At 69.0% G+C, this 20515-nt stretch carries 22 protein-coding genes and 1 pseudogene; 18 read left to right on the top strand and 5 right to left on the bottom strand.

The window, feature by feature from the left end; translation table 11 throughout:
- Positions 1-11: 11 nt before the first annotated feature.
- A complete protein-coding gene (locus ETD86_RS08200) occupies positions 12-398 on the bottom strand; it encodes a Rossmann-fold NAD(P)-binding domain-containing protein (protein ID WP_246147773.1) in 387 nt (128 codons plus the stop codon).
- Here ETD86_RS08200 and ETD86_RS08195 point away from each other — a divergent pair.
- The 17 genes from ETD86_RS08195 (at position 397) to ETD86_RS08110 (ending at position 16535) form a co-directional block, all read left to right on the top strand.
- Positions 397-780, top strand: a complete 384-nt coding sequence (locus tag ETD86_RS08195) for a MarR family winged helix-turn-helix transcriptional regulator (RefSeq protein ID WP_246147771.1) — start codon at positions 397-399, stop codon at positions 778-780. The two genes, ETD86_RS08200 and ETD86_RS08195, sit on opposite strands and share 2 nt — an antisense overlap.
- 362 nt (positions 781-1142) lie before the next feature.
- On the top strand, positions 1143-2399 hold the full coding sequence (locus ETD86_RS08190) for an NAD(P)/FAD-dependent oxidoreductase (protein WP_170222946.1): 1257 nt from the start codon (positions 1143-1145) through the stop codon (positions 2397-2399).
- Between the two features lie 209 nt (positions 2400-2608).
- Positions 2609-3709, top strand: a complete 1101-nt coding sequence (locus ETD86_RS08185) for a sensor histidine kinase (protein ID WP_138665493.1) — start codon at positions 2609-2611, stop codon at positions 3707-3709.
- Positions 3706-4383 (top strand): response regulator, encoded by a 678-nt coding sequence (locus ETD86_RS08180; RefSeq protein WP_138665492.1) that lies wholly within the window; start codon positions 3706-3708, stop codon positions 4381-4383. Before ETD86_RS08185 ends, ETD86_RS08180 begins: the two co-directional genes overlap by 4 nt.
- Positions 4384-4442: 59 nt before the next feature.
- Positions 4443-5921, top strand: a complete 1479-nt coding sequence (locus ETD86_RS08175; RefSeq protein ID WP_138665491.1) for an ArnT family glycosyltransferase — start codon at positions 4443-4445, stop codon at positions 5919-5921.
- Between the two features lie 9 nt (positions 5922-5930).
- Entirely contained in the window at positions 5931-6656 is a 726-nt protein-coding gene (locus ETD86_RS08170; protein WP_138665490.1) for a polyprenol monophosphomannose synthase, read from the top strand.
- A gap of 440 nt (positions 6657-7096) precedes the next feature.
- Positions 7097-7609: a GNAT family N-acetyltransferase gene (locus tag ETD86_RS08165; protein WP_138665489.1), complete on the top strand. Its 513-nt coding sequence runs from the start codon at positions 7097-7099 to the stop codon at positions 7607-7609.
- Between the two features lie 227 nt (positions 7610-7836).
- A complete protein-coding gene (locus ETD86_RS08160) occupies positions 7837-8781 on the top strand; it encodes an alpha/beta hydrolase (RefSeq protein ID WP_138665488.1) in 945 nt (314 codons plus the stop codon).
- Between the two features lie 5 nt (positions 8782-8786).
- On the top strand, positions 8787-10001 hold the full coding sequence (locus ETD86_RS08155) for an acyltransferase family protein (RefSeq protein WP_138665487.1): 1215 nt from the start codon (positions 8787-8789) through the stop codon (positions 9999-10001).
- A 125-nt stretch (positions 10002-10126) separates the two neighbouring features.
- A complete protein-coding gene (locus ETD86_RS08150; RefSeq protein WP_138665486.1) occupies positions 10127-11368 on the top strand; it encodes a sensor histidine kinase in 1242 nt (413 codons plus the stop codon).
- Positions 11365-12036 (top strand): response regulator, encoded by a 672-nt coding sequence (locus tag ETD86_RS08145; RefSeq protein WP_138665485.1) that lies wholly within the window; start codon positions 11365-11367, stop codon positions 12034-12036. The genes ETD86_RS08150 and ETD86_RS08145 overlap by 4 nt, the downstream gene beginning before the upstream one ends.
- 171 nt (positions 12037-12207) lie before the next feature.
- The gene (locus tag ETD86_RS08135) at positions 12208-12474 is read left to right on the top strand and encodes a transposase (RefSeq protein ID WP_138665484.1); all 267 of its coding nucleotides are present in this window, start codon (positions 12208-12210) and stop codon (positions 12472-12474) included.
- A gap of 123 nt (positions 12475-12597) precedes the next feature.
- Positions 12598-12987, top strand: coding sequence for a hypothetical protein (locus tag ETD86_RS08130; protein WP_138665483.1), 390 nt, complete (start codon positions 12598-12600; stop codon positions 12985-12987).
- 259 nt (positions 12988-13246) lie between these two features.
- The gene (locus ETD86_RS08125) at positions 13247-14434 is read left to right on the top strand and encodes an MFS transporter (protein WP_342779240.1); all 1188 of its coding nucleotides are present in this window, start codon (positions 13247-13249) and stop codon (positions 14432-14434) included.
- A gap of 50 nt (positions 14435-14484) precedes the next feature.
- Positions 14485-14769 carry a methyltransferase domain-containing protein gene (locus tag ETD86_RS08120; RefSeq protein WP_138665481.1) on the top strand — a complete coding sequence of 95 codons (285 nt, stop codon included), beginning with the start codon at positions 14485-14487 and terminating at the stop codon, positions 14767-14769.
- Positions 14766-15263 carry a hypothetical protein gene (locus ETD86_RS56795; RefSeq protein WP_211369903.1) on the top strand — a complete coding sequence of 166 codons (498 nt, stop codon included), beginning with the start codon at positions 14766-14768 and terminating at the stop codon, positions 15261-15263. Before ETD86_RS08120 ends, ETD86_RS56795 begins: the two co-directional genes overlap by 4 nt.
- A 210-nt stretch (positions 15264-15473) precedes the next feature.
- Positions 15474-16535: an asparaginase gene (locus ETD86_RS08110; RefSeq protein ID WP_138665480.1), complete on the top strand. Its 1062-nt coding sequence runs from the start codon at positions 15474-15476 to the stop codon at positions 16533-16535.
- Between the two features lie 82 nt (positions 16536-16617).
- On the opposite strand, the pseudogene ETD86_RS58005 reads toward ETD86_RS08110, so the two are convergent.
- The 3 genes and pseudogenes from ETD86_RS58005 to ETD86_RS08095 all read right to left on the bottom strand — a co-directional run.
- Positions 16618-16863: pseudogene (locus tag ETD86_RS58005) on the bottom strand (transposase domain-containing protein); the annotation flags it as partial.
- A 147-nt stretch (positions 16864-17010) separates the two neighbouring features.
- The gene (locus ETD86_RS54930; protein ID WP_211369902.1) at positions 17011-17280 is read right to left on the bottom strand and encodes a hypothetical protein; all 270 of its coding nucleotides are present in this window, start codon (positions 17278-17280) and stop codon (positions 17011-17013) included.
- A gap of 327 nt (positions 17281-17607) precedes the next feature.
- Entirely contained in the window at positions 17608-19137 is a 1530-nt protein-coding gene (locus tag ETD86_RS08095; protein WP_138665477.1) for a DUF1349 domain-containing protein, read from the bottom strand.
- A gap of 171 nt (positions 19138-19308) precedes the next feature.
- Between ETD86_RS08095 and ETD86_RS59965 the strand changes: the two genes are divergently transcribed.
- A complete protein-coding gene (locus ETD86_RS59965; RefSeq protein ID WP_425465619.1) occupies positions 19309-19605 on the top strand; it encodes a hypothetical protein in 297 nt (98 codons plus the stop codon).
- A 104-nt stretch (positions 19606-19709) separates the two neighbouring features.
- Here ETD86_RS59965 and ETD86_RS08085 read toward each other — a convergent pair whose 3' ends face one another.
- A complete protein-coding gene (locus tag ETD86_RS08085) occupies positions 19710-20486 on the bottom strand; it encodes an SDR family oxidoreductase (RefSeq protein ID WP_138665475.1) in 777 nt (258 codons plus the stop codon).
- Positions 20487-20515 lie beyond the last annotated feature (29 nt).

Genomic DNA, 20515 nt, shown 5'->3' with positions numbered 1-20515 from the left:
AAGGCTTCCGCTCAGTTGAGGAAGGCGGCCCGGTGTTCTCCGGCCCACGAGGTGAAAGTGCGCGCGGGCCGCCCGGTCAGGTCCTCCACGACCGGGGTGAGCTCGGCCGGGCGGCCGTCGCAGCTCTGCCAGTAGTCCAGGAGGGCGTCGCCGACAGGCCCGTCGATGTACTCGGCCATCTCGGCCTTCCACTCCTGCCTGCTGACGTGCTTGATGGCGATGTCACGTCCGGTGACCTGGGACAGGATGCCGATCTGGTCGGTGAACGTGAGCGACTGCGGTCCCGTCACGGTGTACGGCCGGCCGCCGAGCGCGGGGTCGGCGAGCACGGCGGCGGCCGTGGCGGCGAACTCGGCCGCGTGCGACGGTTCGGCGTACACGCTGTTCAACCAGCCCATGGCGGACCGGCTCGGCATCCACCCCACCGACCTGCAGTGCGTGGCGCTGCTCGACCTGGAGTCGGACCCGGTGAGCAGCGGCGAGATCGCCCGTCTCACCGGCCTCACTCCTGGCGCGGCCACTCGCCTGGTCGACCGCCTGGACAAGGTGGGCCTCGTCGTACGGCAGTCCGACCCCGACGACCGCAGGCGCACACTGGTCGCCCTCGCTCCGGAAGCCCGCGCGCGGATCAGCTCGGCCTGGGAGATCCCGGGGAAGGCGTTCGGCGAGGCGCTCGACCGCTACGACGACGAGGAGCTTGCCCTGATCGCCGACTACCTCCACCGGACGGCCGCGGTCGGCCGCGCGCAGGCACAGCGCATCACCGACCAAGTGCTATGACATCCACGCCGACGCCGAGAAGAACGTGAGATGTGTCGTTCGTGTTGATCGTCCAGTGAGGGCGACGTCAGTGTGACCACGTTCTTCGTGGGCGTGGAAGGTGGCCCAGCCCAGCACGCCGGCAGCGCCGGCACGCATGCGCATCAGCCCAACATGAGCCTGGACATCCTGGCCAAGGCCGCGTCCGGGTGATCCTGGGCGACACACCGGCGCAAGTCCCGCTCCAACCGACACTCGACGCTTAACCTGCAGAACAGGAGCATGTAAAGATCGATTCGCACGCTACGTCCATAGACGTGACCGAGGGAGGCCTCGTGCTTGCCCGTGTGTTGGCCCCACTGAAGAGCGCTGTGAAGACACCGGTGGAACGTGGGAAAGCCCGCCCGCGCCCGGCGGGGCGACCGGTCAGGCCCCGCGTCGTGGTCGTGGGCGCGGGCTTTGCCGGGCTGAACGCGGCCCGTGTGCTCGCTCGCGGCGGCGCGCTCGTCGCCCTTGCCGACCCCCGCCCGTACACCACCTTCCAGCCGCTGCTCTACCAGGTCGCCACCGCGGGCATCAACGCCGGGGACGTCGCCTACCCCCTGCGCACCTTCGCCGGCAATTACCCCAACATGCGCGTCCGTGTGTCCAGGCTGAGCAACCTGCACCTCGACGACAAACGGGTGGAGCTCGCCGACGGCACCGCCATCGACTACGACTACCTCGTGCTCGCCACCGGCGTCACGACCAGCTGGCTCGGCATCAAAGGCGCCCAGGAGCATGCCATGCCGACGTACTCCGTCCGCGACGCGGTCGCCCTGCGGGAGCGGATACAGCGCTGCCTGGAAGAGACCGCCGAGGGCAAGCGCTCCAGCACCCACGTCGTCATCGTCGGCGGTGGCGCCACTGGCGTCGAGACGGCTGGGGTCCTGGCCGAGCTGCGCCGGCGTACCATCCCGCTCACTCACCCGGAGATCAGGCCCGAGCAGATCAGCGTCACCCTGGTCGAGCGGTTCGACTACGTGCTCGCACCCTACAAGCCGCGCCTGCGTGACGCCGCCGCCAACGCGCTGCGCAAGCGCGGCGTCAACCTCAGGCTCGGCAGCAGCGTCGCCGCGGTCGAACCGGACGCTGTCATCCTCGGCGACGGCACCCGGCTGCACAGCGACGTCACCATCTGGGCGCCCGGCGTCATCGCGCCCAAGGAGGTCGCCGACTGCGGCCTGCCGCAGGGCAAGGGCGGCAGGGTCATCGTCACCGAGGCGCTCAACCTGGAGGATCATCCGGAGGTGTTCGTCGCCGGGGACCTCGCGTTGTCCCCCCAGCCGCTGCCGCAGGTCGCCCAGCCGGCCATCCAGATGGGCAAACATGTGGGCCGGCAGATCCTCGCCGCCGCCCAGGGCCGCCCCGTTCGGCCGTTCTCCTACCGTGACCCCGGCATCATGGCGATTGTCGGCCGTGCTGAGGCCGTGATACAGCTGCGCAACGGCATGACCATGCATGGCCTGCTTCCCTGGCTGGCGTGGATCTTCGTGCATATCGCGTACCTGCTGGGCGGGCGAAACCGCATCACCGTGCTCAACGACTTCTTCTGGCGCTACCTGGGGCCACGCCACAGCGCAGCCTCAGTCGCCGAGTGAGCCCTGAGGATGCATCGGCCGACAGATCAGCGCACCACCTTCTCCGGGACGCCGCCGACGCGCGGCTACGGCCTGTACGAGGTTGAGACGTGGTGCGGGCGGCCGGTCCTCTGTGTTGGCTCGCGTAGATCGCCTCTCTGACCGTGGGTAGATGGCGGGTATCACTCTGGGTGGATGCGCGGGGAATCGGCGGTTCTTACGATGGGCGGGTGGTGGTGACTCCCCGCTGGCTGTTATCGGCCGGCCTCGGGCTGCTGATGCTGCTGGTTGGGCTGTCGTGGGTGCAAACGATCATGCGTGGCTGCGGCTGTGCCTGGCCGTTCGCCGGCGGGGGCGCCCTTGCCGTTCTGTGTCTCGTCATCGTGCGTGCGGGGCCGGGCCGTCGCGCCGAGGTGGCCGCTCTCCTGGCTCCCGCGGCCATAGCAGCGCTCACGGGGCTCGCGGTCAACAGCATCGGCTGGTTCGTTCTGGTGCTCTACGTGGCGTTCGTGGCGCTGACCCTGCGGCTCTGGTCCGGCATCGTCATGTGGCTCGCCTCGCTTTCCGCGGTGGTCGCGGCGGCGATCACCACGCCCGACCCCGGGTGGCCGAACTGGCTGGCCGCCGTGACGCTCGTCTTCTGGAGCGGCTGGGCCGCGCGTTACCGCATTGAGGTGGGCGAGCGGTTGCACCGGGCGGAGAGCGCCGCCACCGCTGCCGCCGCCCTGGCCGAGCGGCAGCGGCTCGCCGCCGATCTGCACGACATCGTCGCGCACACGCTCGCGGTGACGGTGCTGCATCTGGGGGGTGTACGGCTGGCGATCGAGCACGAGCCCAAGGAAGCGGCGGCGGGGATCGCCGAGGCCGAGCGCCTGGCCCGGCAGAGCATGGCGGAGCTGCGAAAGGTGGTCCGTGTCCTTGCCGAGGAAGGCTCCGATTCCGCCGTGGTCGCTCCTCAGCCCACCGCGCCCCGGCTTCCCGAGCTCTTCGAGGAATACCGGACGGCGGGTCTGGAACTCGAGTCGAGCGTCGACGGTGAGCTGTCGGAGGTGAGCCCGACGACCGGGATGGTGCTCTACCGGCTGGTGCAGGAGGCACTGGCCAATGCGAGCCGCCACGCTCCGCGGTGTTGCGTGGAGGTACGGCTACGCATATCGGAGGAGGGCGCGGTGCGGGCCACGGTCACCAATCCCATGCCTGACCGCCCATCTCGGCACAATGGCGGCATGGGACTTCGCGCGATGGCCGACAGGGTGCGCATGGTCGGTGGCCACGTCACGGCCGGCCCCGAGGACGACCGGTGGGTCGTGCGGACGGAGCTGCCGGCATGATCTCGGTGGTGCTCGTCGACGACCAGGAACTCGCCAGGGCAGGACTGCGCACGATCCTGCGCCAGCCGTACGGATTCGACGTGGTCGGTGAGGCGGCCGACGGCCAGGCCGCGCTGGGGGAGGTCGCGCGGGTTCGGCCCGACGCCGTGGTCATGGATATTCGCATGCCGCGGATGGATGGGGTCGAGGCCACCCGCGCTCTCCTCGCCGCCGATCCCACGTCTCGCATCCTGGTGCTGACCACGTTCGGCGAGGACAGCGTTCTCGCGGCGGCTCTGCGGGCGGGCGCGTCAGGATTCTGCCTCAAAGACGCTCCGGCCGAGGACATCCAGCGTGCCGTCCGGGCGGTGGCGGCAGGCGACGGCTGGCTGGATCCCGCCGTCTGCGGGCGGGTCCTGCGACGTTATCGCACAGATCCGGTGACCGACCCCGACGCGGTTCGGCGGCTCGGCGAGCTCACCTCTCGCGAGCTCGACGTGCTCAAGCTCATCGGCCGAGGGCTCACGAACGCCGAGATCGCCCGTCATCTCGTGGTCGGCGAGGGCACGATCAAGACCCACGTCGGCCGGATCTTCACGAAGCTGGCGGTGCGCGACCGGGCCGCCGCGGTCGTCTTCGCGTTCGACCACGGCGTGGTCCGCCCTGGGGAGCCGCCGTCTATGCCTGGAGTCTGACTCCACGTTCTGTTCCCGGCCAGACGACAGGCAGCGGGCCCATCGGAAACCGTGGGGGCATGCTTCTTCAAACCCCCCGTCTTCAGATCACCGCTCCTTCGCTCCCGGCCTTCGCCTGGCGGACCGTCGGTTCCATCGCGGGCGTCGTCGTGGTCACCTTGCTGATGCTGAGCCCGTGGTACGGCTACCACCGCGACGAGCTCTACTTCCGCCTGCTCGGCCAGTCTCCCGACTGGGGCTACTTCGACCAGCCTCCGCTGACCCCGCTCCTGGCGCGGCTGTCCACGGAGCTGTTCGGGGACACCATCGTAGGGTTACGGGTCGTCCCTGCGCTGTGCGCGGGAATGCTGATCCTGATCGGTGCCGCGATCACCCGGGAGCTCGGCGGTCGCGGAAGCGCGCAGACGCTCGCCGCCGCCGGCATCGGCACCGGGATGTTCCCCCTGCTCGTCGGGCACACCCTGCTGACCCAATCGGCCGACTTCGTGTTCTGGACGGCCTGCATCCTGTTCGTGCTCCGTGCGTTGCTGCGGGGCGACGGGCGATGGTGGGTGGCGGCCGGCGCCATCGCGGGAGCCGCCACGTTCAACAAGCACCTCATCGTCCTGCTGATCACCGGGCTGGCCACCGGCCTGCTCGTCACCGTCGGCTTGGCAGTGAAGGGGCCGCGTGCCGTCTTCAGCGACAGATGGTTCTGGTCCGGGGCGGTCCTGGCCGCTGTCATCGCGTCTCCGAACCTTCTCTACCAGGCCGCCAACGGCTGGCCTCAGCTCACCATGGCTGCCACGCTCAGCGAATCCGTGAATCGGATCATGTTCGTGCCCATGCTGGTGGCGCTGCTCGGCGTGGGAGCGTTCGTGATCGCCGTCGTCGGATGGCTCTGGCTGCGCCGGCGGCAGGAAACCCGGCCACTGGCAATCGCGTCCCTGGTGACGATCCTGCTCGGTCTGGTGTCAGGAGGACGGGCGGACTATGTGGCCGGGAGCCTGATCTTCGCCTTCGTGGCCGGCTGCGTGCCCACCGCCGCGTGGATGGAGAGCCGGGTCGCTCGGCGCCGAACGGTGTGGTGGGGACTGCTCGGCGCCTCGGTCATCGGAATCGTGGTGGCGCTGCCGCTGCTCCCGCTGCCGGCGCTCAGCTCCTCGCCCAACGAGGTGTCCAGGGAGTCGGTGGGCTGGCCGCAGTTCGTCGCCCAGGTGTCCGGCGTGCACCGGGCGCAGCCGTCGGGGACGATCGTGCTCACCTCGAACTATGGCGAGGCCGGTGCACTGGACCGGTTCGCACCGGACATTCCCGTCTACAGCGGTCACAACGAGCTGTGGTACCAAGGGCCGCCGCCAGAGACGGCGCAGACGGTCGTCGCCGTGGGGTTGCCGCCCGAGCGCTTGCGGCTGCGCTTCGCGCTCTGTGCGTCCGCCGGGGTCATCGATCACGGCACCGGAGTCGCGAACGAGGAGCAGGGCCTGCCCATCACGGTCTGCTCAGGACCGCGGACTTCGTGGATGACCGCCTGGCCCGACTTCCAGCACGCGAGCTGAGGAACAACCATGAGCACCGTCCTGGTCATCACACCCACCTACAACGAACGCGACAACCTCCCCGGCATCGTCCGCAGGATCCGCGCAGCCGTACCCGCCGCCCATGTCCTCGTCGTCGACGACAACAGCCCGGACGGGACGGGCCTGATCGCAGACAGGCTCGCGGCCGAACTCGACGGCGTGCACGTCCTGCATCGGGAACGCAAGGAAGGGCTGGGCGCCGCGTACCTGGCGGGATTCCGCTGGGGACTCGCCCGGGGGTTCGACTTGCTGGTGGAGATCGATGCCGACGGCTCGCATCCTCCTGAGCGGCTCCCCGCCTTGCTGCACGCGGCGGAGCACGCCGACGTCGTGGTCGGCTCACGCTGGGCGCCTGGCGGCCGCGTGGCGAACTGGCCACGGAAACGGGAGTTGCTCTCACGACTGGCGAACCGTTATGTCCGGCTGGCGCTCGGCCTTCCCGTCGCCGACGCCACGGGCGGGTTCCGCGTCTACCGGGCCGCCGCGCTCAAGAAGATCCTTCTCGGCGGCGTGGAGTCGCGAGGTTACTGCTTCCAGGTGGATCTCACGCTGCGAGCCGTACGTGCCGGACTCACGGTGGCAGAGGTGCCGATCACCTTCGTCGACCGTACGGCCGGCGCGAGCAAGATGAGCGTTGGTGTCCTCTTCGAGGCGCTCTGGCGGGTGACCGTATGGGCCCTGGTCACAGAGCGCGGTGGTATCGGCGCTTCCTAGCGAAGACGTCGTCGCCGGCCGAGGAGACCGATCGTGTCGCGGGTTCTGGCCCTCCGGCGCAGGAACCCGCGACAGGCGTTCTGCTAGGCTGCTGATCGTTTGGTGTTGGGATTCCTGGATGAGAGGGAGGTGAGGTTTGATGACCGCGGTGAAGACCGCTGCCGTGTGCAGCGCCCGGACATTCCTCACGTCCCTGGCCCCAGTCTGACCCACCTCTTCCCCTCGCCGTGAGCCGCCTGGCTGACGAGGAGGGTGGTGTCTGCGTCTCGTCGGGGCCCCTTCCCGCAAGGTGTCTCAGGTTGCCAAATCTCTTCACGGATCCTTCCGAAGTCGGCCTGCCCCGATACGGATGGACGAAAGCACTCGACAACGCCTTCGCAGAACACCGCGAGGCCGGCCTGGCACCGGCCCGGATCGCACGGACGGACTCGAAGACTCCCATGACCACTTCCTGGATCACCCGCAGCGAAACCGCCGCCGACCTCGCCCAGATTCGCGAGGTCAACCTCGCCGCCTTCCCCACCTCTCTCGAGGCCGACCTGGTCGAGGCGCTGCGTGCCGACCCGGAGGCGTGGATCCCCGGCCTGTCCTGGGTCACCGAGGCGCCTGACGGCTCCATCGCCGGATTCGCGCTGCTCACCCGCTGCCATGTCGACGGCTCTCCGGCGCTCGCCCTGGGCCCGTGCGCCGTCAGGCCCGAGTACCAGCGGCAGGGCGCCGGCTCCGCCGCCATCCGCGCCGCCCTCGACGCCGCCCGTGAGCAGGGCGAGAACCTCGTGCTCGTGCTCGGCCACGCCGACTACTACCCGCGTTTCGGTTTCACCCCGGCCTCCGGCCACTCCATCCGGCCGCCTTTCGACGTCGAGGACAAGTACATGATGGCGCTCGTCTTCGACCCCACCCGGCCCGTGCCGACCGGCACCATCCGCTACGCGGCGGCGTTCGGAGTCTGACCCCGGCCCTCCGGGTCTTCGGCGCTCTTGGCCACTCCCGGGCCACAGCCGCGGCGGACCGTCCTGGTGACGCACGGACCGGGATGGCGTGACGCGAGCGGCGTCTGCACCCCGTAGTACGTCAGAGCTACGCGAAATGTGCACTCTGCAGCGGGAGGCGGCCTACACGCGGTGATCCATACGTTCGATGCCGAGCAACGATCTCCGGCACGGAAGGACCACCGCCCATGGTGACCCGCTCGCGTGGCAGCCGCTTGCGCAGCCATTTGCTCGCAACACTGGTCGCCGCCTCGGTGGCGGGGCCGGTGACAGGCGTGTCCCGGCCCGGGGCGGTGCCGGCGCCCGTTCCCGCCCCTGCGCCCCCGCTGGGCGCCGCGACCCCGGCCGCACTCGCCGAGCGGTACGCGGCCAGCCGCGCGGAGATCCTGGCGGCCGGGCGGACGGCGACCCGGCACGGCCACCACTGGCGAGCCTCGAGGTTGCGCGAGATGGCTGATCCCGCGCGGCACTTCCTGTCCTTCGACGGTCGTGACGGCGGCCGGACCGTGGAGGTCTTCGGCGAGTTGTCCAATGCCGAGCGGATCGCCGTGCTGGTCCCGGGCGCCGGCATCGACCTGGACAAGTACGGGCTGCTGCGCGGCGGCTCCATGAGGCTCCGGGCCGCGCTCGGCGACCGGTCGGTGGTGATCGCCTGGCTCGGGTACGCCACCCCGAGCAGCGTCAGCCTCCAGGCGATGACCCCCAGCCGCGCCGACGGGGCCGCCCCCGGCCTGCGCGCCTTCGTACGGGAGCTGCGCGCGGCCAGGCCCGGCGCACGGGTCTCGCTCCTGTGCCACTCGTACGGTTCCGTGGTGTGCGGCCGGGCCGCGCCGGGGTTGGACGTCGCCGACATCGTCCTTTTCGGCAGCCCCGGCGCGGGCGTGGCCGACGTCGGCGCCATGCGCACCTCGGCCACGGTGTGGGCCGGGCGGACGGCCGGGGACTGGGTCGGCGCGCTGCCGGACGTGTCCATCGAGTTGCCGTTCGGCACGGTGGGGCTGGGCGGAGACCCGGTCTCGCCCGGGTTCGGCGCCCGGGTCTTCGCGGCGGGAGGCGGCGGGCACAGCGACTACCTGGCGTCCGGATCCACGGCACTGGCGAGCCTCGCGCTCATCGTGTCCGGACGGGGCTGACAACGATGCGTGACCTTGTCGCCCGGCTCGACGCCGAGACGCCGCCCGATCGCGACCGCGCCGTGGACGCTCTGCGCGCGCTGGCCATCCTCGGCGTGGTGGCCGGTCATTGGCTGGTGACCGCGCTGGTCGTGGACAGCGGGACAGTGCGGGTCGCCAGCCCGCTGCGGTCCATGCCGCAGCTCGCCCCGGTTTCCTGGATGTTCCAGACACTCGCGGTCTTTTTCCTGGTGGGCGGGCTGGTGGGAACGCGGAGCCACCTTCGTGCCCAGGCGGGAGGCGTGCCGTACGGGCGCTGGCTCGTGCGGCGGACAGTCCGGCTGTTCCGGCCGGCGGCGGCCGTGGTGGTGGTGTGGGGCATGGCGGCCCTGACGATGCTGGCCGGCGGGGCCAGGTTGGAGAGCGTACAGGCCCTGGTCAAGCTGGTGCTGTCCCCTATGTGGTTCCTGCTGATCTTCGCGGCGTTGACGGCGGCGACCCCGCTGGTGTCGAGACTGCACCCGGTGTGGCCACTCGCCGTTGTCGTGTGTGTTGATCTGACCAGGTTCGGCGCCGTCCCGGTCAGCGCCCCCGCGCAGGGAGCGGACCCGCTGAGCGGGCTCGTGAAACCGGGCGGGGGCACGAGTTGGTGGGTCAGCGTGGCGGCCGGGTGGCTGGTGCCGTACTGCCTCGGGGCGTCCTGGGCCCGAGGCCGCCTGCGGGGGCGCGTGACCGGCTGGGCGCTGCTGCTCGGGGGCACGGCCGTCACCGCCGCACTCGTCGTCTGGGGCGGCTACCCCGCCGCCATGGTCGGTGTGCCGGGGGCGCCGGTGTCCAACCTCGACCCGCCCTCCCTGGCCGCCGTGACCTTCGGGCTCGCCCAGAGCGGTGCGGCCCTCCTGCTGCTCGCTCCGCTGGGGCGGTTGATGCGCCGTCCGGCGGCTTGGGCCGCGGTGGCGCTGTCGAACCTCGCCGCGATGACGATCTTCCTGTGGCATCAGACCGCGATGATCGCGGTCACCTCCGTCGGCTCGCTCGCCGAGAGCACGAGGTTGTGGGCCGGAGTGCTCGAGGGCGGGACACTGCCCGGCCTGCACACCGCTCCCGATGGGCCAGGCTGGGTCCTCGCCCGGGTGGCCTGGCTGCCGGTGTTCGCGGGGGCACTGCTGGTGTGCTGCGCCGCGTTCCACCGTTACGAGCGAGGACGAACACGCTCGAAGCCGGTTGCGTCGCGTCGATAGGCTGATCATTCTGGCCAAAGGGACAAAAGGTAGAAAGGACACAGGTCGAGGTGGGCAGGCTGCGAAGGGTTCTGGGCACCTTGCGCGCTGACCTGTGGGCAACGGCCGCCGATCCGCTTCCCCGCATGGCGAGGCCGCGCTGGTTGTCCCGGCTCCCGCACGTGCTGGTCATCCTGTACGCGCTGGTCATGGGCATGTTCCCCAACGCAGAAGAGGTGGACCCGACGGTTCCGCTGCTCGCCATGGTCCAGGCGGCGATCCTCGTGATCGCGATGTGGCGCCCGCTGCCCGCCTGGTGGGCGTCGATCGCCGTCACGGTCATCGGCGCCAGGACGGGAATGACCCACCTCTCGCAGAGCGACAGCTTCCCCTGGATGGTGGATTCGGGGACGCCCAGGGGGCCGGTTCCGCCGAGGATCCTGTATGCCGATGTGCTGGCTTTCCCGTGGACAGGCTCTGGCGTCGCCCTGCAGGCCGGAGTGCTGTTCCTGCTGGCTCTCCGGGTACGCCCCCGCGTCGCGGCCGAGGCACTGGCGATCACCACGCTGGTGGGAGTGGTGTGCGTGGTGTTCATCCCCGAGGGCAGCTGGAGCGGCGATGTGCTGGTGGCCCTGGTGGTCGACGCGGTCGCCGTCACGGTCGGGGCGGGGGTGCGCGTGCTCAGGACGACCCGTACCCGGCTGGAGGCACAGGAGGAGCTGACGGCCGAGGAGCGGGCACGCCGCACGCTGCTGGAGGAGCGCAACAGGATCGCCCGCGAACTGCACGACGTGGTGGCGCACCACATGTCGGTGATCTCCATTCAGGCACAGGTGGCGCCGCACCTGGTGGAGAACCCACCCGACGAGCTCAAGGAGAACCTCGCGGGCATTCGCGAGAACGCCGTAGAGGCGCTGACCGAGCTCCGCCGCATCCTGGGCGTACTGCGCGCGCAGGACACACCTGGAGACGCGCCGCAGCCCACACTGGACCGGCTCGACGAACTGCTCGCAAATGTGCGCGGCGCCGGCGTCGTACTCACCGCCGAGACCGCGGGCGAACCGCGCCCGCTGTCGCCCGGGGTGGAGTTGTCGGCGTTCAGGATCGTGCAGGAGGCGCTCAGCAACGCCATGCGGCACGCGCCGGGCGCGCCGGTGGCGGTCCGGCTGTGCTACCACCCGCACGCCCTCACGATCCGAGTCGCCAACGCCGCGCCCGCGGCGGCGGTGCCGCCCTCGCCTGGCGCGGGGCACGGGCTGTTGGGTATGCGCGAGCGCGCGGCCATGCTGGGCGGCGACCTGGTCACCGGGCCCACGCCGGACGGCGGCTACGAAGTGAGCGTGTTCCTGCCCGTCGACTCGCAGAAAGGCATCGAGGCCACCCCATGACGAGCATTCGCGTGCTCATTGCCGACGACCAGATCATGGTCCGTCAGGGCTTCACCGTGCTGCTCAACGCCGAGCCCGACATTGAAGTCGTCGGCCAGGCCGTGAACGGCCTCGACGCCGTCGCGAAGGTCGCCGAACTGGACCCCGACGTCGTGCTGATGGACGTGCGCATGCCCGAGCTGGGCGGCATCGAAGCCACCCGCCGCATCGCCGGGCAGTCGGACACAACCGTGAAGGTTCTGGTTCTGACCACCTTCGACCTCGACGATTACGTCTACGAGGCGCTGCGCGCGGGCGCGTCCGGCTTCCTGCTCAAGGACGCGTCGGCGGCCGAACTGGCCCACGCGGTCCGGGTGGTGGCGGCCGGGGACGCCTTGCTCGCACCGAACGTCACCAAGCGTCTGATCGCCGAGTTCTCCCGGGTGACCGGCGCCCCGCGCACCCCGCTGAAGGAGCGAGTCGGCGACCTGACCGAACGCGAGACCGAGGTGCTGTCGCTGATCGCGCAGGGCCTGTCGAACGCGGAGATCGCCGAACGCCTCGTGGTCGCCGAGCAGACCGTCAAGACCCACGTGAGCAGGATCCTGGTCAAACTCGGGCTGCGCGACCGCACCCAGGCGGCGGTCTTCGCGTACGAAACGGGGCTGGTGCGCCCGTCGGGCTACTAGGCGTGTCCCGTAGATCTTTGATGGTGCTTTGGTGTAGATCATCCGTGTGGATGAGGAGCGTCTGAGTCGTCATGATCTGACGGATGAGGAGTGGGAGCGGCTGGTGCCGTTGTTGCCCGTCGATCCGCGTCAGGGTGGTCGTGGGGCTGATCACCGGATGGTGATCAATGGGTGTTCTTCCGGACGCGGACCAACATCAGCTGGCGTGATCTGCCGCCCTGCTATGGGAACTGGGAGACCGTCTACAACCGGCATCGCCGCTGGTCGATGGATGGCACCTGGGCGAAGATCCTGGACGGGTTACGGGCCGGATGCGATGCAGAGGAGGGTGCGGACTGGACGGTGAGCGTGGATTCCACCGTGGTGCGCGCCCACCAGCATGCCGCCGGAGCGCGCCTGGCGCCGCCGACCGACTTCCCGCCAAAGGGGACGCCGTAGATCACAAACCGGTGAAGGGTCAGCAGGCGCTGGGCCGCTCTCGGGGTGGGTTCAGCACCAAGATTCGCCTGGTCGCCGACCGGCGCTGCCGCCCGATCGCGACGATGGTCAGTCCTGGTCAGCATGGGGACAGCCCGTACTTCGTCCACACGCCAGGCAAACGACGATGAACGAAACGCGATCACGGCAGCCGCCCAGCGCCTGCTCGCCGGTCAACCCGTCCGCTCCACAGGAGCGCTCACCGTCACTCAACTGGCGGCCGAGGCCGGCGTCAAGCGATGGGTGCTCACCCACAAGCATCAAGACCTCATGGCCCAATTCCAAAAGCTCGCACGGGAACACGCCAAACTCCCTCCGGCCTTTCAAGCCTTGGAAACCGAGAACCTTCGCCTCCAGTCGGAACTTCAGAAAGTTCGTCGAGAAAAACTTGAGGAGCGACTCGAGCTTTACGCAGCAGTAATCAATGAGCTGTCTATCTGGTGCCACCAGCAATCCGTCGTTCTGAAGGAGTAGCGGATGTCACACCCTTACGGCCGTGACCTACTCGCCCATCAGGCCAGACACAGGCGAGAGAAGCACGGTCGGAGCAATAGTGTCTCGATGCCACGGAGCCTGATCACACGGGGTTGACGGGACCTTCGGTCCGTTCATAGCGTTTTCACAGCAACCCTGCCACGTGCAGGAAGCGTTTCCTGCACGACCCGCGACGGTCACGGAGGAGCTTGGGCATGCCAGAGACAGGCTGGCGCGATACCGATGCGGCACATCCTGATTGAAGCCTCAAGAAGCTCCGCAACATACAAGTGAGCGACGAGAAAGCCGGCAGGCCCGCCTAGCCGTCGCTTTGCTCTACCTGATCATGAGCATGCCCATCGGCGGGTGGGCCGCCCGGGTCCCCGATGTCCGTCGGCAGGTGGGTGCGGACGACGCCCTCTGGGGCTTGGCGAACACCGTTCCGAGCATCGGCAATGTCATCGGGCTATGCGCGATCATCCTACTGGCAGGGCGAGTCCATGACCGTCTGCTTGCCGTCGCCGGTGCTGGGCTCGTGCTCCTCACGGTGCCTTTGATAGCGCTGTCGACCAGCTTCACGGGCGTTGTGCTCGGCCTGACGACATGGGCCCTCGTCGCCCACATCATGGACATTCCTATGGGCGCACTCGCGCTGCACGTTCAACGTCGCTACCGCAGGCCACTCATGGGCAGCTTCGATGCCTGCTTCGGATTGGGGACGCTGATCGGCGGGGCGACCGGCACGATCTCGACGGCGCTGGACGTGCGGCCGTGGGTTCAGTTCGCCGCCATGAGCGGACTGCTCGGACTGTGCTTGGCGGCGACGGCTCGATGGCTGCCCAAGGACGTGAGTGAGAGAACCGGGACGCTCCGGATGTCGTTACGGAGAAGGTTCAATCGCCGGATGCTGCCCATCACAGTCATGGCCTTCCTGTCGGGGTATGTGTCCGAGTCAGCGATCCTCTGGAACGCCATCTACGTGTCCGACACCATGGGCGCGGGTTCGGTTGCCGGAGGCATTTCCTACACCGCTGCTGCTACCGCCGGCACCGTGGCGGCGTTGCTGGTGGTGGATCGGGCCACGGCACGTCTAGGCATGGTCCGTCTCGTGCGGATGTCCACCTTGTTCGCGGCGGGGATATTCGGTGTCTGTCTTCTGATCAGCACTCCGGTGGCGGCGATCACCGGATTCGTTTTACTCGCGGCCGGAATGGCTTGCGTGAATCCGAGCGTCTACACCCTTGCCGGGAATCAGGAGGGACTGTCCCCGAGTGAGGGAGTCTCGATGGTGGAGCTCGGGCAGATGCCAGGGGCGTCGATCGCCGCACCGGCGTTGATCGGTGCATTGAGCGGCCTGATCGGGCTCCGCGTCGCTTTGGCATCCATCGTCATTGCGGTGTTGCTGCTCAGCGTGCTGGTGGGACAAGTGCGATACGCCAGTAGCTAGAAGGAGCTCTTCCCTCCGCAGGCTACTCGCGCTCACTCAGGAGACCCCAAATACAACAGTCCCCAGGGGGCTGGAGAAGCAGCGGCGGCTACAACGCGGCGCTCATCGCCGAGCTCGTCGGGCCGGACGGGCTGGTGATCAGCGTGGACATCGACCCGTTCGTCACCGAACGCGCCAACCGCTTTCTCGCCGAGACCGGCTACCCGCACGTGAAGGTGGTGCTTGGGGATGCCGAGCACGCCGCCGACGAGCTGGGGCCGTTCGACGTCATCCTCGTCACCATCGGTGCCTGGGACTGCCCCTGGGCCGCCTGCTGGCGCCCGGCGGCAGGATGATCGTCCCGCTGCGGTTCGACGGGCTCACCCGCTCCTTCACCTTTGTCCGCGACGGCGACCACTTCGCTGGCCTGGACCCCGTGATGTGCGGGTTCATCCCCATCCAGGGCGCGGGCGCCCACCACGAGCAGATGGCGGCGCTGGCCGGTGGGACGGTAAACCTGCTCATCGACGCCGGCCCCGCCCTCGACGTCGCGGCGTTGTTCGCCTTCTTCGCCGGAATGGCCGAATCCGAGCGGGAGTACGTGCCCGAGAAGTCCCTGGAAGGCCAGGCCGCCGCCCGTGAGCGCGGCCGCCTCAAAGGCCGAACCCGCGGCCCGGTCTTGGTCACCCACGGCCGCCCCGGCCCCAGGCACTGGGTGGGATCCTTACGAATTTCGCCACTCGGCGCTGAGCCAATTGGGCGAGACCGGTGCGAGTCTGCTGATGCTGATGGCCAAGTCCCGGCGCAAGAAGCCGGAGAATCTGCGGCGCTACGTCAAGCCCTCCCCTGACGCCACCGCGGAGCTCACCAGCCTGCTCGCCCCTTGGCCGGACCCCTGTTCTGAGACCTCACCCGTGCGCGGGTCGGGGGCCGTGTCGCCTGACACGTACGTCTTGGAGGTAGGGCTGCCCCCACCCAACGAGGCCCGGACGCATGACTGATCTTGAGGCTCGGCTCCTTGAAACTCAGAGGCAACGCCGCTTTTGAGAGGTCGTTTCTGATGATGAAGAAGATCCTGGCGGCTGCCGCTGCGGCTGCTGCCCTCGTCGCCGCTGTGCCCGCGACGGCCGCCACGAGCGCCCCCAAGCCGAAGGTCGTGGTGATCGGGACCGGTGGGACGATCGCGGGAGCCGCGGACAGTCGGGTGAGCTTCGAGACCTACAAGCCGGCCAGGCTGCCTACCGCTGATCTGGTGAAGTTCCTGCAGCCGGAGGCCGGGAGGGTTGCCGAGGTTTCTGTGAAGGAATTCGGTGCTCAGGGGTCGAGTGAATACACCCTGGCCGAGTACCACGATCTCTCACAACTGGTCGACAAGCAGCTCGAGGCGGCTGATGCGGTCGTGGTGACGACGGGCACGCAGACTATGGAGGAGTTGGCCTACTGGCTTGACCTCACGCTTCGCAGTACCAAGCCCGTCGTGGTCACCGGGTCGATGCGGCCCTGGACGGCTATCGGCAGTGATGGGCCGCCCAATCTCTACAACGCCCTACGGCTGGCGGCGAGTGGCCGGACACGCTGCTTCGGGAGTGTGGTGATGGTGAACGACGAGATCTTCGCGGCCAGGGAGGTCACCAAGACCAGTACGCAGCGGCTGAATACCTTTGCCGCGCCCGAGACCGGCAGGCTCGGCACCATCGGTGACAAGGGAGTTACTCTGCTGCGCGCGCCGGCGAGACCTTGCGAGAAGACACCCTTCGATCTGTCCAAGATCTCACGTGACAGGCTGCCGAAGACCGAGATCGTCTACGCCTACGCGCAGGCGGGCGGGGAGTCGGTGAAGGCGTTCGCCGACGCGGGCGCCAAGGGCTTGGTGTTCGCGGGCACTCCCTCTCCGCAGCAGTTCAAGGAGGCGCAGGCGGCGGCTGAGCGGGGCGTGGCTCTTGTCGCGGCCAATCGCAACACGACGGGAGCCGTCCACGCCGAGGTGCCCGGGGTGATCGCCGCACAAGATCTGCTCCCGCAGAAGGCGCGGCTGCTGCTGACTCTGTCGCTCGCCACCGCCCACGATCTACAGCAGTTGCAGGAGCGCTTTGCCAAGTACGGCACGCCGCAAGCAGGGTAAGCGCACCTTCGTCCAGGCCGCTGTCGACCTCGGCACGCAACGGCCGGAAAGCCGTCCCAGGGCCACCAAAAGTCCTCGGGCTGCCGAGCCAGGCCCGGTTGTGGACGGTGTCTGGCGCCTTGAGCGAGCTGCAGCCGTCGAAGGAGACCGTCCGGTAGGGCCCGAACCTCACTCCGGGGGTTCGGGGCTGGGCCAGCGGCCCGCACAGCACCTCGAACAAGCTGCGCATCGGCGCGCTACCGACCCTGCGGCGCAGGTCGCGCAGCGCTTTGGCGGTGGGCGCCACGATCGGCAGGGCAGTCAGGGAGGCCGTCAGTTTCTGCCAGACCAACCTGTGGCAAGCCGAAGGATTCGCGCCCCACCCGCTCACGTACGAGCGCCTGAAATCGAGGCGGTGTCAGGCGATCGGCAACGGCTGTTCCAGTCCTACCTCGACGCGGTCGATTGGGCCGACGAACGCCATGTGGCTCGCGCCTTACGCGTCATCGAACGTCTCCTGGAGGATCACTTCCTGGGCTCCACCGAGACCATTGATCACCGGGCTCGGCGCGAGCTGGAACGCGATGGCTACAGGATCAACGACGACGGTCACATCACCAACGTCGGGGTCGACATTCGCCCTGGTGCCCTGGCGAACCTCACCCACGCCACCGCCATCCACGACGGCTTCCAACGCATCCGGCGAGCTGAGCAACACGACGATCCCGCCAGCGCCCGACACGGGCTCCGCCCCCGGCATGCCCATCTAGCAGCCAACGCGGCCATCACGTGGTGCGAACTCATCCTCGAAACGCTGGCCGACCCCGAGGCTCCCTGGCGACGTCCGTCATCCCTTTCGACCACAGCGCCCACTACGACATAACCTCCTCCGTAGCGCGCTGCCGCCAATTCCTGCGGACTTCCTCCTCGACCCCCGACTTGGCGTCCTCACCATGACCGCTGCGGGCATCGCGCGAATCACCGCCTTCGGCGGCGGCCACAGCCTGGTGGCCAAGTTCGGCTTTCCGCCTATCTACTCGATTGTGGACGCCCCATCCAGCGCTGAGGTCGCGCTCGTAGAGACGGCCAGGCCCTAGCCCGGGGGTCGTCTGCGGTGTGCCGCAAGCGCCACCCCGAGGGCCACACCGGCGTACCCGCAGGTCACCGCCAAACCTGCCCAGGGCGGCAACGGGTAGTGGCCCCCCAGCAGCAGTGACGGGTTCACATCCACATGAGCGAACGTGGGGACGCTCTGCGTGATCGCGAACCCGGCGGCAGGGGTGAACGCCAACAGCCACGGCGCCAGACCCGCAGTCCCCAGCAGGTAGGGCACGACGACCAGCGCGATCGCCAGCCCGATGGCGGCAATGGCCCGCTTGACCAGCGCGGCGAGGCCAACAGCCAGAACAGCGGCGGCCGCGGTCAGCGCCGCGTAGCCGAAGATCACCCGGAGCTCGGTGCCGAGGGTGATCGGCTGAATCGGGTTCTGGTTGGCACGCAACATCGCCAGGCCGGCAGGGACCACGACCCCCGCCGTCGCCAGCCCTGCCACGAACGCGACCGCGCCGATCACCGCGGCCTGGGCGGCGAGCAGCCGGGCTGGGTGCGGAGCGGCCGGCGGGCTGGTCCCGATCAGCCCGCGCCGGTGTTCCGCCGTGAAGAACGTGACCGCCACCACGAGCACCAGGATCAGGCCCAGGGCCCCGCCGATCAGCGTGAAGTCGGCGCGCATGCCGCCTTCCACCGTGGCGGGCCCGATGTCACCGCCCCCGGTCACGATGAGCTTGTCGCCGGACTCAACGACCCCGCCCGGATGATGCGGGGTCTTGCCGTCCTCCTTCATGGTGACGCCAACGTCGTCGTGTCGCCACGAGCCGTTCGCCCCCCGCAGCTCGATCTGATCGAAGGTGGCGGTGGCCTGGGCGAAGGCCTTCGCAGTCTCCCACTGCACGCCCGGCGCGGTGGCGAACAGCCCGATCTCCACCGTTTCCGGCAGCCAGGTGAAAGTGACCGTGCTGACCTCGGTCCACCTCTGGCCGTCGCCCGACTCATAGCCGGTGATGGTGTCGTCCGATCTGGTCAGCCGCAGCCACCGTGGCCCCTGTACCGGACTACCGGCCACGTCGTGGACATAGTTGTGCTGCATCCGCACACCGTGGGCGCCGGTGATCATGACTGCGGCGTACGGCGTGCCCCGCTTGAGGCTCTGCCTGACGAGGAGCCCGGCCTTCGCCCACGGCACCACCGCCTCCTTGTATCCGGCGTGCACCCCGGGCACGGTGTCCTGCAGCCTGACCTGCCCGGTCATGTCCGACACACGGGCTGTGATGCTGCCGTTCCCCTGGAGCGGCTGGTGCACGAAGTAGTACCTGTCCCTTACCGCCGTGCCATCAGGTCCAACCAAAGGCGGGGGGCAGGGACCTTCGCCCGCCCCGATCGCACAGGCGGTGCGGGCGCCACCAGCGATCAGCAGCCCGAGCGCCACGGTGACCAGCACGGAGGCTGCCATCGTGAGAACCCAGCCCAGCCCGGTGCGGAACCTGGTCCACTCCGCGCGGAGCAACTGAGGGAAGCCGTCCCGCCCGGCCTGTTGCCTGGTTCGGTGAGGCGTGAATTGACTCATGCCGACGGTTGTACGCGGCGGCCGGTTCCAGCTGGGTCGCAGTGGCTGCGACCCAGCTGAAACCTGGGATCTGCCATGGTGAAACCATGGCATCTCTACCCAGGGACAAGTGGCGGTGAGGGTCTTCGAGGTCCTCGCCCGTCCATCGGAACCGGACTACGCCGTGAGGTCATGGCCGTCGACGTCGTCCTGGATGGCACCGCGGCGCCTGCCGCCCGATCGCGACGATGGTCAGTCCTGGTCAGCATGGGGACAGCCCGTACTTCCGGCGCGTGCTGGAGCGCGTGCGGATTACCACCCGGCTTCGATGCCGAGCGGTACCGCGAGCGCAACACCGTCGAACGCTGCGTGAACAAACTCCGCAACAACCGGGCGGTGGCCCTGCGCACCGACAAATGCAAGCGGATCTACCAGGGCACCATCGACGTCGCCTCGATCAGGATCTGGCTCCGCGACCCGACTCCATGATCCACAGGACACGCGCTAGCTCACGTGCCCAGCGTTCGCGGGAGAAGCCGAATGGCGGCTGCGCGGCCGCCGCGCCGAGCGGCCGCGCGGCAACAAGGGGACGGTCAGCTGGGCTGGCCGGTGGGCATGATGGTGACCTGCTGCAGGTTGGCCCGCGGCGGGAGGCTCGCGACGAACCCGACCGTCTGCGCGACGTCCTGGGGCGTGAGCCACTCCATCGTCTGCTTCGAGCCCTCCAGCCAGGCGAGGGCTCCCTCGTCGGTGACGTGGCTCTGCAGCTCGGTGCCGACGATTCCGGGCTCGATCACCGAGACCCGCACCTTCTTCGCCCCCAGCTCGGCCCGCAGGTGCCGGGACAGATGGGTGACGTACGCCTTCGTCGCGGAGTAGACGGCGAAGGTCGGGAAGATGTTCTGGGCCGCGATCGACGAGGTGTTGATCAGGTCGGCCACACCGCGTTCACGGGCGGCCTCCACCAGCTGCGGGATGAACGCGCCGATGACGTTCATGAGACCGGAGACGTTCAGGTCGATCTGGCGCTGCCACTGGTCGGTGGCCAGCTCCTCCACCGGGGCGGGGAGCATCACGCCCGCGTTGTTGAAGAGCAGGTCGGCGCCGCCCAGCTCGGCCGCCACCCGGTCGGCGGCAGCCCGCACCGCCGCCGCATCGGTCACGTCGACGGCCAGAGCAAGGGCCTGACCCCCGTTCTTCTCGATCCGGTCGACCAGGTCGTCCAGCCGCTCCGCTCGCCGGGCCAGGACGACGACAACTGCGCCCAGCTCGGCCAGGCGCTCGGCCGAGGCCTCGCCGATGCCGCTGGAGGCGCCGGTGACGACCGCGACGCGGCCGGCGACGGGACGGGCAGAGGTTTGCGTGGTCATGGTGCACACCTTCCGGGGTGAGTGAAGTG

The organism is Nonomuraea turkmeniaca (assembly GCF_005889735.1).
Taxonomy (GTDB): Bacteria; Actinomycetota; Actinomycetes; order Streptosporangiales; family Streptosporangiaceae; genus Nonomuraea; species Nonomuraea turkmeniaca.
Note: the sequence above shows the minus strand (reverse complement) of the source record. Positions and strands in the feature narration are given on the sequence as shown.

What these genes read in the sequence shown, in the direction of transcription:
- ETD86_RS08175 (WP_138665491.1), top strand. Translation starts at nt 4,443, where the DNA reads ATGCTTCTTCAAACCCCCCGTCTTCAGATCACCGCTCCTTCGCTCCCG.
- ETD86_RS08165 (WP_138665489.1), top strand. Translation starts at nt 7,097, where the DNA reads ATGACCACTTCCTGGATCACCCGCAGCGAAACCGCCGCCGACCTCGCC.
- ETD86_RS08085 (WP_138665475.1), bottom strand. Translation starts at nt 20,486, where the DNA reads ATGACCACGCAAACCTCTGCCCGTCCCGTCGCCGGCCGCGTCGCGGTC.
- ETD86_RS59965 (WP_425465619.1), top strand. Translation starts at nt 19,309, where the DNA reads ATGGCCGTCGACGTCGTCCTGGATGGCACCGCGGCGCCTGCCGCCCGA.
- ETD86_RS08200 (WP_246147773.1), bottom strand. Translation starts at nt 398, where the DNA reads ATGGGCTGGTTGAACAGCGTGTACGCCGAACCGTCGCACGCGGCCGAG.
- ETD86_RS08145 (WP_138665485.1), top strand. Translation starts at nt 11,365, where the DNA reads ATGACGAGCATTCGCGTGCTCATTGCCGACGACCAGATCATGGTCCGT.
- ETD86_RS08110 (WP_138665480.1), top strand. Translation starts at nt 15,474, where the DNA reads ATGATGAAGAAGATCCTGGCGGCTGCCGCTGCGGCTGCTGCCCTCGTC.
- ETD86_RS08170 (WP_138665490.1), top strand. Translation starts at nt 5,931, where the DNA reads ATGAGCACCGTCCTGGTCATCACACCCACCTACAACGAACGCGACAAC.
- ETD86_RS08180 (WP_138665492.1), top strand. Translation starts at nt 3,706, where the DNA reads ATGATCTCGGTGGTGCTCGTCGACGACCAGGAACTCGCCAGGGCAGGA.
- ETD86_RS08195 (WP_246147771.1), top strand. Translation starts at nt 397, where the DNA reads ATGGCGGACCGGCTCGGCATCCACCCCACCGACCTGCAGTGCGTGGCG.
- ETD86_RS08130 (WP_138665483.1), top strand. Translation starts at nt 12,598, where the DNA reads ATGGGGACAGCCCGTACTTCGTCCACACGCCAGGCAAACGACGATGAA.
- ETD86_RS54930 (WP_211369902.1), bottom strand. Translation starts at nt 17,280, where the DNA reads ATGGGCATGCCGGGGGCGGAGCCCGTGTCGGGCGCTGGCGGGATCGTC.
- ETD86_RS56795 (WP_211369903.1), top strand. Translation starts at nt 14,766, where the DNA reads ATGATCGTCCCGCTGCGGTTCGACGGGCTCACCCGCTCCTTCACCTTT.
- ETD86_RS08095 (WP_138665477.1), bottom strand. Translation starts at nt 19,137, where the DNA reads ATGAGTCAATTCACGCCTCACCGAACCAGGCAACAGGCCGGGCGGGAC.
- ETD86_RS08160 (WP_138665488.1), top strand. Translation starts at nt 7,837, where the DNA reads ATGGTGACCCGCTCGCGTGGCAGCCGCTTGCGCAGCCATTTGCTCGCA.
- ETD86_RS08155 (WP_138665487.1), top strand. Translation starts at nt 8,787, where the DNA reads ATGCGTGACCTTGTCGCCCGGCTCGACGCCGAGACGCCGCCCGATCGC.
- ETD86_RS08150 (WP_138665486.1), top strand. Translation starts at nt 10,127, where the DNA reads ATGGCGAGGCCGCGCTGGTTGTCCCGGCTCCCGCACGTGCTGGTCATC.